General features: G+C 65.1%; 16 protein-coding genes. 5 read left to right on the plus strand and 11 right to left on the minus strand.

Annotated features, from left to right (window positions below):
• Together ACK41V_RS09905 and ACK41V_RS09910 are read left to right on the plus strand one after the other, a co-directional pair.
• Nucleotides 1–962, plus strand: a 962-nt coding sequence (locus tag ACK41V_RS09905; protein WP_409781380.1) for a diguanylate cyclase, incomplete at its 5' end; no start/stop codon positions are given.
• Between the two features lie 103 nt (nucleotides 963–1,065).
• Complete coding sequence (locus ACK41V_RS09910; protein ID WP_409781382.1) at nucleotides 1,066–1,725, plus strand: 3'-5' exonuclease; 660 nt, start codon at nucleotides 1,066–1,068, stop codon at nucleotides 1,723–1,725.
• Between the two features lie 122 nt (nucleotides 1,726–1,847).
• Here the strand turns inward: ACK41V_RS09910 and ACK41V_RS09915 are convergent, their stop codons facing one another.
• Complete coding sequence (locus tag ACK41V_RS09915; RefSeq protein ID WP_409781385.1) at nucleotides 1,848–3,959, minus strand: FAD-dependent oxidoreductase; 2,112 nt, start codon at nucleotides 3,957–3,959, stop codon at nucleotides 1,848–1,850.
• Between the two features lie 56 nt (nucleotides 3,960–4,015).
• On the opposite strand from ACK41V_RS09915, the gene ACK41V_RS09920 reads away from it, so the two are divergent.
• Nucleotides 4,016–4,648 carry a TetR/AcrR family transcriptional regulator gene (locus tag ACK41V_RS09920; RefSeq protein ID WP_409781388.1) on the plus strand — a complete coding sequence of 211 codons (633 nt, stop codon included), beginning with the start codon at nucleotides 4,016–4,018 and terminating at the stop codon, nucleotides 4,646–4,648.
• A 113-nt stretch (nucleotides 4,649–4,761) separates the two neighbouring features.
• Here the strand turns inward: ACK41V_RS09920 and ACK41V_RS09925 are convergent, their stop codons facing one another.
• Together ACK41V_RS09925 and ACK41V_RS09930 are read right to left on the minus strand one after the other, a co-directional pair.
• Nucleotides 4,762–4,989: a SlyX family protein gene (locus tag ACK41V_RS09925; protein ID WP_409781391.1), complete on the minus strand. Its 228-nt coding sequence runs from the start codon at nucleotides 4,987–4,989 to the stop codon at nucleotides 4,762–4,764.
• Between the two features lie 7 nt (nucleotides 4,990–4,996).
• Nucleotides 4,997–6,187: a PLP-dependent aminotransferase family protein gene (locus ACK41V_RS09930; protein WP_409781394.1), complete on the minus strand. Its 1,191-nt coding sequence runs from the start codon at nucleotides 6,185–6,187 to the stop codon at nucleotides 4,997–4,999.
• 108 nt (nucleotides 6,188–6,295) lie between these two features.
• On the opposite strand from ACK41V_RS09930, the gene ACK41V_RS09935 reads away from it, so the two are divergent.
• Together ACK41V_RS09935 and nth are read left to right on the plus strand one after the other, a co-directional pair.
• Complete coding sequence (locus ACK41V_RS09935; RefSeq protein ID WP_409781397.1) at nucleotides 6,296–6,784, plus strand: GyrI-like domain-containing protein; 489 nt, start codon at nucleotides 6,296–6,298, stop codon at nucleotides 6,782–6,784.
• A 69-nt stretch (nucleotides 6,785–6,853) separates the two neighbouring features.
• Nucleotides 6,854–7,498, plus strand: coding sequence for an endonuclease III (nth, locus tag ACK41V_RS09940; RefSeq protein ID WP_409781400.1), 645 nt, complete (start codon nucleotides 6,854–6,856; stop codon nucleotides 7,496–7,498).
• 84 nt (nucleotides 7,499–7,582) lie between these two features.
• Here the strand turns inward: nth and ACK41V_RS09945 are convergent, their stop codons facing one another.
• From ACK41V_RS09945 to ACK41V_RS09980, 8 genes are all read right to left on the minus strand, one after another.
• Entirely contained in the window at nucleotides 7,583–7,975 is a 393-nt protein-coding gene (locus tag ACK41V_RS09945; protein WP_409781403.1) for a type II toxin-antitoxin system death-on-curing family toxin, read from the minus strand.
• Nucleotides 7,972–8,196 carry an AbrB/MazE/SpoVT family DNA-binding domain-containing protein gene (locus ACK41V_RS09950; RefSeq protein ID WP_409781405.1) on the minus strand — a complete coding sequence of 75 codons (225 nt, stop codon included), beginning with the start codon at nucleotides 8,194–8,196 and terminating at the stop codon, nucleotides 7,972–7,974. Before ACK41V_RS09950 ends, ACK41V_RS09945 begins: the two co-directional genes overlap by 4 nt.
• A 53-nt stretch (nucleotides 8,197–8,249) precedes the next feature.
• Nucleotides 8,250–8,996: an aspartate/glutamate racemase family protein gene (locus tag ACK41V_RS09955; protein WP_409781408.1), complete on the minus strand. Its 747-nt coding sequence runs from the start codon at nucleotides 8,994–8,996 to the stop codon at nucleotides 8,250–8,252.
• A gap of 16 nt (nucleotides 8,997–9,012) precedes the next feature.
• Entirely contained in the window at nucleotides 9,013–9,780 is a 768-nt protein-coding gene (locus tag ACK41V_RS09960; RefSeq protein ID WP_409781411.1) for a GntR family transcriptional regulator, read from the minus strand.
• A gap of 13 nt (nucleotides 9,781–9,793) precedes the next feature.
• Nucleotides 9,794–10,687, minus strand: coding sequence for an ABC transporter permease (locus ACK41V_RS09965; RefSeq protein ID WP_409781414.1), 894 nt, complete (start codon nucleotides 10,685–10,687; stop codon nucleotides 9,794–9,796).
• Between the two features lie 36 nt (nucleotides 10,688–10,723).
• Nucleotides 10,724–11,638 (minus strand): ABC transporter permease, encoded by a 915-nt coding sequence (locus ACK41V_RS09970; RefSeq protein ID WP_409781417.1) that lies wholly within the window; start codon nucleotides 11,636–11,638, stop codon nucleotides 10,724–10,726.
• A 105-nt stretch (nucleotides 11,639–11,743) separates the two neighbouring features.
• Complete coding sequence (locus ACK41V_RS09975) at nucleotides 11,744–13,036, minus strand: PotD/PotF family extracellular solute-binding protein (RefSeq protein WP_409781420.1); 1,293 nt, start codon at nucleotides 13,034–13,036, stop codon at nucleotides 11,744–11,746.
• Nucleotides 13,037–13,106: 70 nt separating this feature from the next.
• On the minus strand, nucleotides 13,107–14,207 hold the full coding sequence (locus tag ACK41V_RS09980) for an ABC transporter ATP-binding protein (RefSeq protein ID WP_409781422.1): 1,101 nt from the start codon (nucleotides 14,205–14,207) through the stop codon (nucleotides 13,107–13,109).
• Nucleotides 14,208–14,312 lie beyond the last annotated feature (105 nt).

Raw genomic sequence — 14,312 nt, forward strand, 5'->3', positions numbered from 1 at the left:
AGTGGGAGGGCGCTCCGGCCGTGCTGATGTGTGGCATGGACATGACCCATCAGAGCGAGATCGAAGCCCAGTTGCGCGAGAGCGAGCAAAACTTCCGCCGCCTGTTCGACAACATGCAAGACGTGTACTACCGCACTGATGCATTGGGCATCGTCCAACACGTGGGCCCAGGGGTGCGGCGGGTGCTGGGGTATGAGCCGCACGAGATCGAGGGCCGCACCGCCGAGTCGTACTACCCCCACAGCGCCGACCGCGACGCTTTCAAAGTGGCGATCATGGAAAAAGGCGAGGTGTCGGACTTTCCGGGCCAGATGGTGCGGCGCGATGGCGCGGTGATCGACATCTCCATCAGCAGCCACGCTCTGTACGACCACGCGGGCCATTTTGCAGGCGTCGAGGGCATCTACCGCGACGTGACCCAGCGCAAGAACCTGGAGCGCGAACTGCAACGCCTGGCCACCACCGACATGCTGACCGGCATGGCCAACCGGCGTGCTTTTCTGGAATGTGCCGAGGCCGTGTACGAGCGCTCACGCAGCAATGGCGAGCCGCTGACGCTGCTGATGCTGGACCTGGACCACTTCAAAACCATCAACGACCGCTTTGGTCACCTGGAGGGCGACCGCGCGCTGGTGGAGTTTGCCCAAGCCGTCAAAAGCCAGCTGCGCGCCAGTGACGCCGTGGGGCGCCTGGGCGGCGAAGAGTTTGGTGTGTTGCTGCCACTGACCGCGCTGGCCGAGGGCATGGAGGTCGCCACGCGCATCATGGCCAGCATCCGTGCGTTGCAGCTGACGGACGATGCGGGCAATACCTACCGCATCACCTCCAGCCTGGGCATGGGGGCCTTTCGCCAATCGGACCGCAGCTTGCGCGACATGCTCGACCGCGCCGACCAGGCGCTGTATCTGGCCAAGCGCCGGGGGCGCGACCAGATCGCTTCGCTGGACCCGGTGGACGATTAGTGCAGCCTCAAAAACGCCTGCACGCCGGGAGCAGGAGCGGTAGGGGCGAGCCAAGCGCCGGTTGAATGGCCTGCGCCCAGGCTGCCACGGCACAATGCCTAGCATGACGGCATCCCCTCCTCCTTCGCGAAACTCGCCGCAGCACCCGCGCGCCGGACACCTCCCCACCCCCGACAAAGACCAGATCGCGCTGCTGGAGCCGTTCGAGCGACTGGGCACCGACCGCATCACGCTCGTCTCCACGGCAGAGCAGGCCGACAAGGCCTGCCACGTTTTGGCTGCCGCCAGCGCCTGGGGGTTTGACACCGAATCCAAACCCACCTTCGTGCAGGGGGAGCAGTCCGACGGACCCCACATCGTGCAACTGGCCACGATCGATACGGCCTGGGTGTTCCAGCTGCACGACCCGGGCTGCCGCGCCCGCGTGGCCGAGCTGCTGGCGCTGCGCGGCGTGACCAAGGCGGGCTTTGGCCTGGGGGACGACACCAAACGCATCCAGCACAAGCTGGGCGTGGAACCGGCCGATGTGCTGGAGCTGAACACCGTGTTCCGCCAACGCGGCTACCGCAAGGACATGGGCGTGAAAGGCGCGGTGGCTGTGCTGTTCAACAAGCGTTTCATCAAGTCCAAGAAGGCCGCAACATCGAACTGGGCCAATGCGCGGCTGACCGAGGCCCAGCTGGTCTACGCGGCCAACGATGCCTGGGCGGCGCTACGGGTATTCAATGCGCTGGAGATACCGGCTGCGGATCGCACTGCATAAACACTCAGTGAAACGCTACTCAAATGATAGCTACTAGCGCTTATGGATAAAGCGCTAGAGGCCAATTTCATTCAAATTCCTGGTCACCAACCATCGACCAGCCACGGAACAAGAAGCTCCGCCTACAGCCGCGCCGCCAGCCGTGCAGCCTGGTCGATGGCGCGCTTGGCGTCCAGCTCGCCTGCTTCCAGCGCACCGCCAATCAAGTGTGGCTTGTGGCCCTGGGCTTGCAGCGCCTGCGCCAAGCTGGCAAGCGGCACCTGCCCCGCGCAGAGCACCACGGTGTCGCACGCGATCCACGTCGGGTCTTCGCGCTTTTCGCCGTACGACACCAGCAGGCCCTCGTCGGCAATGCGCTCGTAGTTCACGCCGCTCACCATCTGCACCTCTTTCATTTTGAGCGTAGTGCGGTGGATCCAGCCCGTGGTCTTGCCCAGGCCTGCGCCCAGCTTGCCCTTCTTCCGCTGCAGCAGCGTCACCTGACGCGGGGGCGGCGTGGTGCGTGGGCCCGCGGGGGCGAGACCGCCGCGCGCCTCGGCCGGATCGGTGATGCCCCACTCGGCCTTCCAGGCGGGCAGGTCGAGCGTGGTGGACGGGTGGTCGCCGTGCGTCAAGAACTCGGCGACATCAAAGCCGATACCCCCTGCGCCAATGATGGCCACACGTTCGCCCACCGGCTTGCCGTGGCGCAGCACGTCGATGTAGCTCAACACCTTGGCGTGATCCTGGCCGGGGATCTTCGGGTCGCGGGGCAATACACCCGTGGCAATCACCACCTCATCAAAGCCCGCCAGGTCGGCCGCCTCTACCGTCTGGTTCAAATGCAGTTGCACGCCCGTGTCCTCCACCCGCGTGGCCAGATAGCGCAGCATTTCATGAAACTCTTCCTTCCCCGGCACCACCTTGGCCATGTTGAGCTGGCCGCCGATGGCGGCAGCGGCATCGAACAAATGCACCTCGTGCCCGCGCTCGGCCGCTACGGTGGCAGCCGTCAAGCCGGCGGGCCCTGCGCCCACCACGGCAACGCGCTTGCGCGCAGCTGGCGTGGCAATCGGCCGATACACCAGCTCCGTCTCGTGACAGGCCCGCGGGTTCACCAGGCAACTGCTGGTCTTGTTCTGGAACACATGGTCCAGGCAGGCTTGGTTGCAGGCAATGCAGGTGTTGATGCGATCGGCCCGGCCCGCTCGCGCCTTCTTCACAAAGTCGGCATCGGCCAGCAGCGGGCGCGCCATGGACACCATGTCGGCGCAGCCATCCGCCAGCACCTGCTCGGCCACCTCGGGCGTGTTGATGCGATTGGACGTGACCAGCGGCGTGGCAATGCGTGCTGCTGCGAACTCGGCCTTCATCTTCTTCGTAACCCAGGCAAACGCCGCGCGCGGCACGCTGGTGGCAATGGTGGGCACACGCGCCTCATGCCAGCCGATGCCGGTGTTGACGATGTTGGCCCCGCCCGTGGCCACGGCCTTGCCCAGGGTGACGATCTCATCCCAGGCGCTGCCGCCGGGCACCAGGTCGATCATCGACAGGCGGTAGATGATGATGAAGTCCGGCCCCACGGCCTCCCGCATGCGGGCGAGGATCTCCACCGGCAGGCGCATGCGGTGGCTGTAGTCACCGCCCCAGGCGTCGGTGCGCAAGTTGGTGGTTTGCGACAGGAACTGGTTGATGAAATAGCCTTCCGAGCCCATCACCTCCACGCCGTCATAGCCCGCCTCGCGCGCTTTCACGGCGCAGTTCACGAACGCGCGGATCTGCCGCTCCACCCCACGCGCCGACAGCGCGAACGGCGTGAACGGCGAAATCGGAGACTGCAGTCGCGACGGCGCCACCGCCAGCGGGTGGTAGGCGTACCGGCCCGTGTGCAGGATCTGCAGCGCGATCTTGCCGCCCGCGCCGTGCACCGCTTCGGTCACCACGCGGTGGCGCTTGGCTACGCCCGAGGTGGCCAGCGTGCCCGCAAACGGCTTGGCCCAGCCCGCGATGTTGGGTGCGAATCCGCCCGTCACGATCAGACCCACGTCGCCCTCGGCCCGCTCGCGGAAATACGCCGCCATGCGCGACAGGTCGCGCCCGTCCTCCAGCCCCGTGTGCATGGAGCCCATGAGCACGCGGTTCTTGATGGTGGTGAAGCCCAGATCTAAAGGGGCGAGCAGGTGCGGATACAGGGCGGCGCCGGGTGCGGGCGGTATGGAGGCAGAAGGTGTAGGCGTGGTTGCTGAGGAATGCATGGCGTCTCGTGGGGAGTAGAAGGTTTTTCTAGAACTTTATTCTAGAATCTACTTCTATGGCAAGCCGAATCACCCCCAGCCCCTCCATCCCCCCAACCGAAGCCCCCACCGACCGCCGCCAGGACATCCTGAACGCCGCCCTCGCCTGCGCGGCCGAAGGCGGTGTGGATGCGGTCACCATCGACGGCGTGCGCGCCCGCTGCGGGGCCAGCGTGGGCAGCATCTATCACCACTTTGGCAACCGCGACGGCATCGTGGCCGCGTTGTTCTTCGACATCTTTCACGACCAGTCGCGCAGCGTGCAGGCTCAACTCGATGCTGCCGAGGGCGTCGAAGCGGGCGTGCAGGCCTTGGTGACAGGCTATCTGGACTGGGTGGTGGCGCAGCCCGAGCGGGCGCGGTTTCTGTTCCAGGCACGCGGCGCCGTAGCGGCTGGCGCGCGCACGCCCGATTTGGCAGAAGCCGCGCGGCGCCGCAACCAGGCGCTGGTGGCCTGGTTCGAGCCCCACCGCCAATCGGGCGCGCTGCGCGACCTGCCTTGCGAGCTGATGCCGTCGCTGGTGATGGGGCCGGTGCAGAGTTACTGCCGGGCATGGCTGTCGGACCGATCAAGCCAGGGTGGACTGCCCTCGCCTACTGCTTACCGCGCGGAATTGGCGGATGCGGCGTGGCGGGCCGTGCGGGCTTGATGTCGCAAGGTTCAAAAAACAAAACCCGTTCACGCTGAGGTCGAAGCGCAGCACGAGGCTTCGACAAGCTCAGCCCGAACGGTAGGGGGTTTGAGGGGAATCGGGCCGAATCGTCAGTAATGCGGCGGCAGTTCGTCGCGCAGGTTGCGCGAGCCGTTCGACCCACCTTCCGGCGCCTGCTGCCGCAGCTGGATGACCTCGTGCGTGAGCCGGTCAATCAGTTGCTGCTGCTGGTAGATGGTCATGTTCAGCTGGTCCAGCAGGTCTTCGGTGAAGCTGGCCTTGATCTCCAGGCTTTCCAGGCGCTGGAGGATGTTGGCGGTGTCGTTGGCGTCTGACATCGACGCTTCAGAGGGCCTGGCCCAGACGCGCCACACCTTCGCGGATCTTGTCCACATCGGCCGTAGCGAACGACAGACGGAAAGTAGCGTGGTCGGGGTTGGCGCAGAAGAACGGTGTGCCAGGCACAAAGGCCACGCCCTTCTCAATGGCGCGTTTGGCCAACACGTTGCCGTCGGCCACCTTTCCACCCGCACCCGTGAGACGCGCCCACACAAACAAGCCGCCTTGGGGTTGCACAAAATCGACCGCGTCGCCCAGCTCCTTGCGCAGCGCATCGCCCATGGCCTGGGCGCGTTCGCCGTAGACCTTGCGCACGCGGGCCAGCGTGTCGGGCATGCGCCCGGCCTTGAGGTATTGCGCGGCCGTGGCCTGGGCAAAGGTGCTGGTGTGCGCGTCGCTGAACTGCTTGCACATGGTGGCTTTGCCCAGCAGCTCGGCCGGGGCGATCATCCAACCCACGCGCAGGCCAGGCGAGAGCACCTTGCTCAGGCTGCCGCAGTGCACCAGCAGCTCGCGGCTGCCGGGCACGGTGGCCGACAGGTTGAGCAGGCTGGGGGGTGGCGCGTCGCCAAAGTACAGGTCGCCATAAGGGTCGTCCTCGACGATCAGCGTGTTGTGCTTCACAGCCATCTCCAGCACAGCCTTGCGGCGTTCCAGGCTCAGCATGGCGCCGCTGGGGTTGCCGAAGGTGGGGATCAGGTAGACGAACTTGGGTTTGTGCTCGGCGATGAGCTTTTCCAGCTCATCGGTCTTCACACCGTTGCCGTCGATGGGCGCGCTGATGAGTTCAGCGCCATACAGGCGAAAACACTGGATGGTGGCCAGGAAGGTCGGGCCTTCGACGATGACCTTGTCGCCGGGGCTGATGAGCGTCTTGCCCAGCAGGTCCAGCCCTTGCTGGCTGCCGGTGGTGACGATGAGGTTGTCGGCCACCACATCTTTGGCGCCCTTGCTGGTCATGAAGGCGGCCAGTTGCTCGCGCAGCGGCGTGTAGCCTTCGGTAGCGCCGTATTGCAGCGCAGCGCCGGGCTCTTCAGTCAGAGCGGCATTGCTGGCGGCGCGGATGCCTTCCACGTCGAACATCGCGCTGTCCGGGAAGCCGCCCGCAAAACTGATGATGCCGGGCTTGCCCAGCAGCTTGAAGAGTTCGCGGATGGCGGAGGTTTCTACGTTGTTCAGGCGGTCGGCAAATTGCATGGCGTGGGCGGGGAGTTGGTTGGCGACAAGCTTTGCATTGTCGCCAATTGCGGCGCAGGTTTCCTGCGGCGTCATTAAACTGGCCGCTCTTCAACGCCGAGACACGCCATGCCCCTGACGATACGCACCCTGCCCCGCATGCGCCTGGCCGCCATGCGCCACACCGGCGCCTATGCCCACCCCGGCCTGACCGATCTGTGGGAGCGGTTTGGGGCCTGGTGCGCCACCAACCGCCTGACAGACCCACCACCCAAGTTCTACGGTTTCAGCCATGACAACCCGGCCTGCACGCCGCCTGAGCAGTGCAGGTACGACGCCTGCGTGCAGATCGGCGTGGGCCTGCGCACCGGCCCCGATGTGCAGGTGATGGACTATGAAGGGGGCGACTACGCCTGCCTGCACTTCACCGGTACGGGGCCTGAAATCGCTGCTGCCTGGGCACAGATGGGAGCGCCGGGGCAGCTCCCCGAAGGCTGGAAAATATGGGAAGGGGGTCCCCGCGCCGCGCTGGAGATTTACGACGAAGATTTTGCCGTGGACCCGGCCACAGGGCGGTTTCCGTGCTGGCTGTGCGTGCCGGTGCAGCGCAGCCGCTGACCCCCCAACAAGTCGCACAGCCCCACGGGGCGTTGTTTAGCTGCCCCCGATACCGATAAGAAAAATCCGATGAAGACCGCCCAGATCGAACCCTTTTTTGCCACACTGAAGGCCGCCAACCCCTTGCCCAACACGGAGCTGGAGTACACCACCACCTTCGAACTGCTGGCCGCAGTGCTGCTCTCCGCCCAGGCCACGGATGTGGGCGTGAACAAAGCCACGCGCAAACTGTTCCCGGTGGCAGGCACACCGCAGGCGATTCTGGACCTGGGGATTGACGGGCTGGAGGGCTACATCAAGACCATCGGCCTCTACAAAAGCAAGGCCAAGCACCTGATGGAAACCTGCCGCATCCTGGTGCAGCAGCATGGCGGCGTCGTGCCGCGCACCCGGGAGGAACTTGAGGCCCTGCCCGGCGTGGGCCGCAAGACAGCCAATGTGGTGCTGAACGTAGCGTTTGGCCAGCCCACCATGGCGGTGGACACCCACATCTTTCGCGTGAGCAACCGCACGGGCCTCGCGCCGGGCAAGAACCCGCTGGCGGTGGAACTGCAGCTGATGAAGCGCGTGCCTGCAGCCTATGCGGTGGATTCGCACCACTGGCTCATCCTGCTGGGCCGCTATGTGTGCCAGGCACGCAAGCCGCGTTGCTGGGAGTGTTTGGTGGTGCCGTACTGCGACTACCAGCCGAAGACGCTGGCGCCCCTAAGTTGAGCAAACCGAGCAATTGCTTCGGTTTTTATAGCTATCAGCGCTTATCAGATAAGCGCTAGAGCCTAAAAAGGCTTGAAACCTCAGTTAGCAGACGACTGCATGTGTCCGCAGCCAGGCGGCAAAGGCCTCCTCGGTGATATCGCCAGCGGCGACGGCGAGCATGGTGAGCACACACGATGCGTCGTCGGCGTTAAGCCTCCAGCCATTCAACCGCAGAAACAATTCGGCCGCCACATAGCCCGTTCGTTTGTTTCCATCAATGAACGGATGATTGCGCGAAATTCCATAGCCGTAGGAAGCCGCGAGCGCAGCTGCATCAGGCGGCGGCTCGCCATAGTGGTTCAGCTGCTGCGGCTTGCCCAAGGCCGAATAAAGCAAGCCCGCATCGCGAACGCCTGCCCCGCCACCGTGCTCGGCCAGCTGCACTTCGTGAATGGCAATGATGACAGCGCGGTTCAGCCAGACCCAATCGCTCATTTGGCGAGCTCGTGCAGTACCGCTCGGCGCTCTTTCATGATCTCGCGCGCCACGCGCATCTGAGCTTCGAATTCGGGGTTGTGGGTGGTGATGCGCAAGCCGTCGGGCGATTCGGTCACATAGAACTCGTCGCCTTTTTCCAGCTGCAGACGGGCCAACAGTTCCTTGGGGAAGATCGCGCCGACGGAATTGCCTACCTGGGTAAGTTTGAGGGTGTGCATGGGGCGACTCCAAGTTATTACACACGTAATACTAAACCCTGCACTCCTCTTCGTCAAAGCACGCCAGCCCCTCCCAGCGCCGCCATCTCTCCTGACACCCCCGCCCACGCCACATCGAATCCCGCCACTTTGCGCTCTGGCGGCACCGGATGGGCGCGCAGGGCCCAGGTGGCTCCCGCCACCACGCTGTCGATCACCGGCACCGCCACCTGCGGTTGCACCGCGGCGGCCATGCCCGCCAGCCCCGCCCCGCCAAGGATGACCGCCTGCACCCCCATCTGCCGCACCACGTCGCGACAAGCATGGGCCAACAAAGCGCTGGCTGCCTCTGGGTCTGCCGCCAGTTGTGCCCCCGTCGGCGCTACGGTGTGGATACCCGCGAGCCCGTGCGAATCCCCGAGCGCCTGCGCCAGGCGCTGCAACATGGGGCCCCAGCGCTCGCCGCCGGTGACGATGGCGTAGCGGCCATGGCGGGCGGCCTCGATGAATGAGGCTTCTGCCAAGCCGGTGACAGGCACAGGGCTGCTCTCGCGCAGTGCCATCAGTCCGGGGTCGCCAAAACAGCCAATCAACACCGCATCAGGCTGCGGCTGGGGTTGCGCCAGGTCGTGCGCCCAGGCGTCGAGCGCAGCATGGGCGGCCACCGCATAGCTAGCCTCGCACGCGATGTAGGCAGCGCCGAAACGTGCCGTGGCCGTGCGCACCACCACATGCGATCCCGCGGCGGCTTGCACGTGGTGCTGCAACAAAGCGCTGACGCTGGGCGATGTGTTGGGGTTGATGACGAGCAATTGGCGCATGGCGAAGTGGCGGGAATCAATGGCCCAGCAGTTGGACAAGGTCTGGCGCATCGGCGGCGGGCGGCGTGAACTCCAGCTGGGTTTCGATGCGTGCCAGGTGCGCCAGCATGAGGCGGGGCGCCTCGCGCGCGTCGCGCAGGCGGATGGCGTCGATCAGCGCGCGGTGCTCGCGGCAGCCGCAGGCCGTGGCCTCTTCCCGCTCGCGCGCATGGCTGGGACTGTAGGTCATCAGGATGAGCGAGGTTCGCGACACCAGCTCGCGCAGGATGCGCCCCAGCGTCTGGTGCCCCGCGGCCTGCGCGATGTGCAGGTGAAAGTCGCCCGACAGCCGAATTGCGCGGCGCATGTCGCCGCTGGCGCGTGCGGCCTCTTCATCGTCGATGCAGGTGCGCAGTGCGGCAATGTGTTCGTCGGTGGCATTGGCGACAAACAGCTCTACCAGGCGTGGCTCCAGAAGGCGGCGCGCCTCAAACACCTCCAAGGCCTCCTGCGGGCTGGGCTGGGCGATGGACGCACCCCGATTGGGCGTGAGGGTGACCACTTGTTCATTGGCCAGCCGCACCAGCACGGGCCGCACGCGGGTGCGTGACACGCCAAAGGCCGCCGCCAACTTGTCTTCCACCAGTTTGGTGCCGGGCGGCAGGCGGTGGTCGAGGATGGCCGACACCATGCGGTCGTACATGTCGTTGTCGCTGAGCTGGCCCGGCACCTCCGATGGACTGGGCGATTCCGTGACGGCAGCGCGTGCGCGCCGGGGTTTAGGTTTAGAGGTGGTAGTGGTCATAAGGCTGCCGTTTTTAACCCGGACGGCCTTTGCCCCTGCGCCCCAATGCCCATACGAGGGCCAGCGTGATGCCCATGACCACGAACGACACCACCGTGGTCAGCGTGCCCAGCGCGTAGATGGACGGCGTGGTCACCGTGCTGGTCAAGCCCTGCAGCTCCAGCGGCAGCGTGTTCACGTCGCCGATGGCCTGCGAGGTGCGGGCGATCTCGTCCCAGCTCAGGGTGAAGCCGAACATGCCGATGCCCACGACCGAGGGCGCGATCAGCGGCAGCACCACGTGGGCAAAGCCTTGCCAGGGCGTGGCACCCAGGTCGCGTGCGGCCTCTTCGTACGCGGGGTTGAAGCGATTGAACACCGCGAACATGATGAGCAGGCCGAACGGCAAGGTCCAGGTCAGGTGTGCGCCCAGGGCCGAGGTGAAGAGGCCCAGCGAGGTGCCATAGCCTTCGAGCGTGCTTTCCATGCCCAGCCATTCGAGGGCCGCCTTGATGCCATTGTCGATGAGCCGGAACTCCAGCCCGATGCCCAGCGAGACGATGATGGACGGCATGATCAGGCTGGCCACGACGATAAAGAACAGCGTGTTGCCCCCCGCCAGCCGCTTGCGAAAGGCCAGGCCCGCCAGCACCGACAGCACCACCGTGCACAGCATCACCGCCACGCCCAGGCCCAGCGAGCGCCACAGTGCCGCGCCGATGTCCACCACACCCAAGCCCTCGGCCAGCTTGTAGAACCAGTGCAGCGACGCGCCGCGCATGGGGAAGGTCAGCCCGCCCTCGGGGCCCTGGAAGCTCAGGATGAAGATGACGAACATGGGCCCGTACATGAACAGCACGAACAGGCTGAACACGGTGGCCAGCAGCCAGAAGCTGGCGGGGCGGGATTCGCGGATGCGGGCTTTCATGCGGGTGTCCTGTGGAGGTTGTCGGCAGCGCGGGGATCACAGCTCTTTGCGGATGTCCACCAGGCGCGTGAGGCCCCAGATGATCATCAGCACCACCGCGAGCAGGATCACGGCATTGGCTGCGGCCAGCGGGAACTGCAGGTACGAGGTCTGCACCTGGATGATCTTGCCGATGGAGGCGATCTGCTGGCCACCCATCACGCCGATGGTGACGAAGTCGCCCATGATGATGGTGATCACGAAGATCGAGCCGATGATGATGCCGGTGCGCGACAGCGGAACGATCACGTTCCACAGCGTCTGCCAGCCACTGGCGCCGCTGTCGCTGGCCGCCTCGATGAGGCTGCGGTCGATGCGCATCATGCTGTTGAAGATGGGCACGATCATGAACATGGTGTACAGGTGCACGAAGGCCAGCACCACCGAGAAGTCCGAGAACAGCAGCCACTCGATGGGCTGATCGACCATGCCCATGCTGATCAGGCTCTGGTTCACCAGGCCGTTGCGCCCCAGCAGCGGCACCCACGAGATCATGCGGATCACGTTGGAGGTCCAGAACGGGATGGTGCACAGCACGAACAGCAGCGTCTGCATGCCCGAGGAGCGAACGTGGAAGGCCAGGAAATAGGCCACGGTGAAGCCGATCACCAGCGTGATCAGCCACACGAGAAAACTGAACTTGAGCGTGGAGTAATACGTCTTGAGCGTGACGCACAGGCCCTCCGACGCATCGCCACAGCCCGCAAAGATCGAGATGTAGTTCTTGAACGTGAAGCCGGGCAGCAGCTCGTACTCGTTGAAGTCCCAAAAGCTGACCATCACGATCAGCGCAAGGGGAACCAGGAAGAACAGCGCGAACACCAGCGTGAACGGCGCGGCCTGCCACCAAGCGGCAATGCCGCGCCCGGGGGCGGCGCTCGATGGCAGAGACGGTGTGGTGGTGGTGCTCATGGTGTCTTGGAATAACCGGTGAAAGCGCCCCGCCCTGCGGAGTGCGCGTTGCCCCACGGGGGCTGCGGGTCACGCCCTGGCGGGCGTGACGGCCTCATGCCTCAATCAGGCTGCAACAAATTCATTCCACTTTTGGACCATGTAGTTGTTTTCGTCCATCAGTGCGTTCCAGCAGGCGATGCCGCCCATGCGCGACTCGTAGCTGCCGCCGTCGCGCACCGCGCCGGTCTTGGCCAGCACGTCACCATTGGGGCTCTTGATGTCCTGCGTGGCGGGCTTGCCTTCCATCCAGTAGGCCCACTCGTAGGCTTCCATCTTGGACTTGGCGGTGTCCAGCACGGCGCTGTAGTAGCCCTGGCGGTTCAGGTAGGCACCGGCCCAGCCGTCCAGGAACCAGTTGATGAACTCGTACGCGCCGTCGAGCTTCTTGCCCGACAGCGTGGCCGGCAGGCCGAAGCCGGCGGCCCAGGCGCGGTAGCCTTCCTTGAGCGGCTGGAAGTTGCAGGCGATGCCCTTGGTGCGCACGGCGGTGACGGCCGGGCTCCACATCGACTGGATCACCACTTCGCCCGATGCCATCAGGTTCACCGACTCGTTGAAGTCCTTCCACAGCGCGCGGAACTGGCCCTGCTTCTTGGCCTCGATCAGGGTCTTGATCGTGAGATCAATCTCCTTCTTGGTCATGTTGCCCTTGTCGGGGTACTTGTAGATGCCCATGGCCTCGACCACCATGGCGGCGTCCATGATGCCGATGGAGGGGATGTTCAGGATCGCGGTCTTTCCCTTGAACTCGGGGTTGAGCAGCTCGGCCCAGGAGTTGATGGGGCGCTTGATCAGGTCGGGGCGGATGCCCAGCGTGTCGGCGTTGTACACGGTGGGGATGAGCGACATGAACTGCGTGGGTGCGGTCGCGAACTTCTTGGACTTCTCGCCTTCCAGGTAGATCACCTTCTTGGGCGCGGTACCCTGGTCGCCCACGGCCTTGCCGGCCACCATGCCGTTGGTGAACAGCGTGGTGATCTTGTCGGCGTTCTTGATGCGCTTGGTGTCGATGCCCTTCAAGTTGCCCGTGGGCACGATCTTTTTCAGCGAGAAGTACTCGGTGTCGATCAGGTCGAAACTGTTGGGTGCGGTCACGGCGCGCTTGGTCACGTCGTCGGTGGTCACGGCCACGTACTGGATCTCGATGCCGGTGTCGGCCTTGAACTTCTCGGCAATCGCCTTGTCCTGGTTCACCGCCGTGCCCAGGTAGCGCAGCACGATCTTTTCCTGCGAATGGACGGCCGGGAACACGCCTGCGGCCAGGATGCCCGCCGTGCCCTTGAGCAGCGAGCGGCGCTGCACGCCGGTGGTGTCAGAGGCAACAGCGGGGGAATCGGCACGAGAGTCGTCGGACATGGGAGAGCTCCTTGGTTTGCAAAGTGGAGGGGTGGAAACAGACAGCGGACAACGAAAGAAAGAGGAAAACTCAGGCCGGCACGGCCTGGGCAGCAGCCGCCGCCGCAGGCGCGGGCACAGGTACCGCCTGCAGGGAGAGGGGATGGGCCTGCTCGGGCGTCCAATGCAGCTGCACCGCCTGCCCCACCGTGTAGGGCTGTGCGGCAAAGGCGGCTTCGGAGACCATCACCGAGTAGGCGGCCGTGGCGTTGGCCGACAGGGCCACGCCCTGCTTTTGCAGGCCCAGCAGCACATAGGTGCCCTGGTACTCCACGTCGGTCACCACGGCCTGCATGTGCAGGGTGCCCCAGGGCAGCGGCGTGCCCTGCGGCAGCACCTGCAGGTGGTCCGTGCGCACGCCGACCTTGCCGGTGGGCGTGTCGATCACGTTGTGGCCACCCATGAAGCGCGCCACGAACTCGCTGGCCGGGCGGTTGTAGACCTCGTGCGGCGATCCGACCTGCTCGATCACGCCATGGTTCATCACCACCATGGTGTCGGCCAGGGCCATGGCCTCTTCCTGCGAATGGGTCACATGGATGAAGGTCAGGCCCAGCTCCTTTTGCCAGCGGCGCAGCTCGGCGCGCATCTGGATGCGCAGGAAGGGATCGAGCGCCGACAGGGGTTCGTCAAGCAGCAGCACGCGCGGCTGGGTGATCAGGGCGCGCGCCAGCGCCACACGCTGCTGCTGCCCACCCGAGAGCTCGGCCGGCTTGCGCTCGGCCAGGTGGCCCATGGCCACGCGTTCGAGCAGGTCACGGGCCCTGGCCTGGCGCTCGGCCCGGGCCACGCCCTTCATCTTGAGGCTGAAGGCCACGTTATCGAGCGCCGAGAGGTGCGGAAACAGCGCGAAGCTCTGGAACATCATGGCCGTGCCGCGCGCGGCGGCGGGCAGGTCGGTGATGTTGCGGTTCTCCAGCAATATGTCGCCGCTGGTCACCGACTCGTGCCCGGCGATCATGCGCAGCGTGGTGCTCTTGCCGCAGCCCGAGGGGCCCAGCAGGCAGCAGTAGCTGCCGCTGGCAATGCGCAGGTTGATGGCACCGACCGCTGGCTTGCCCTGGGCATAGCGTTTGGTCAGCGCGATGATTTCGATGGCCGCAGGGGTCTGCGCAGGGGTAGGGGCTTGCATGGGAGGGGTGTATGCAAACCCCATGCCAACTTTGTACACAATACTTTTGCAACTTTGCATACAAACCGCACCTCCCCTGTGCACGCCTGCACCAACGGAGGTCAA

The sequence above is a fragment of the Acidovorax sp. genome (assembly GCF_046291265.1).
Classification (GTDB): Bacteria; Pseudomonadota; Gammaproteobacteria; order Burkholderiales; family Burkholderiaceae_C; genus Acidovorax.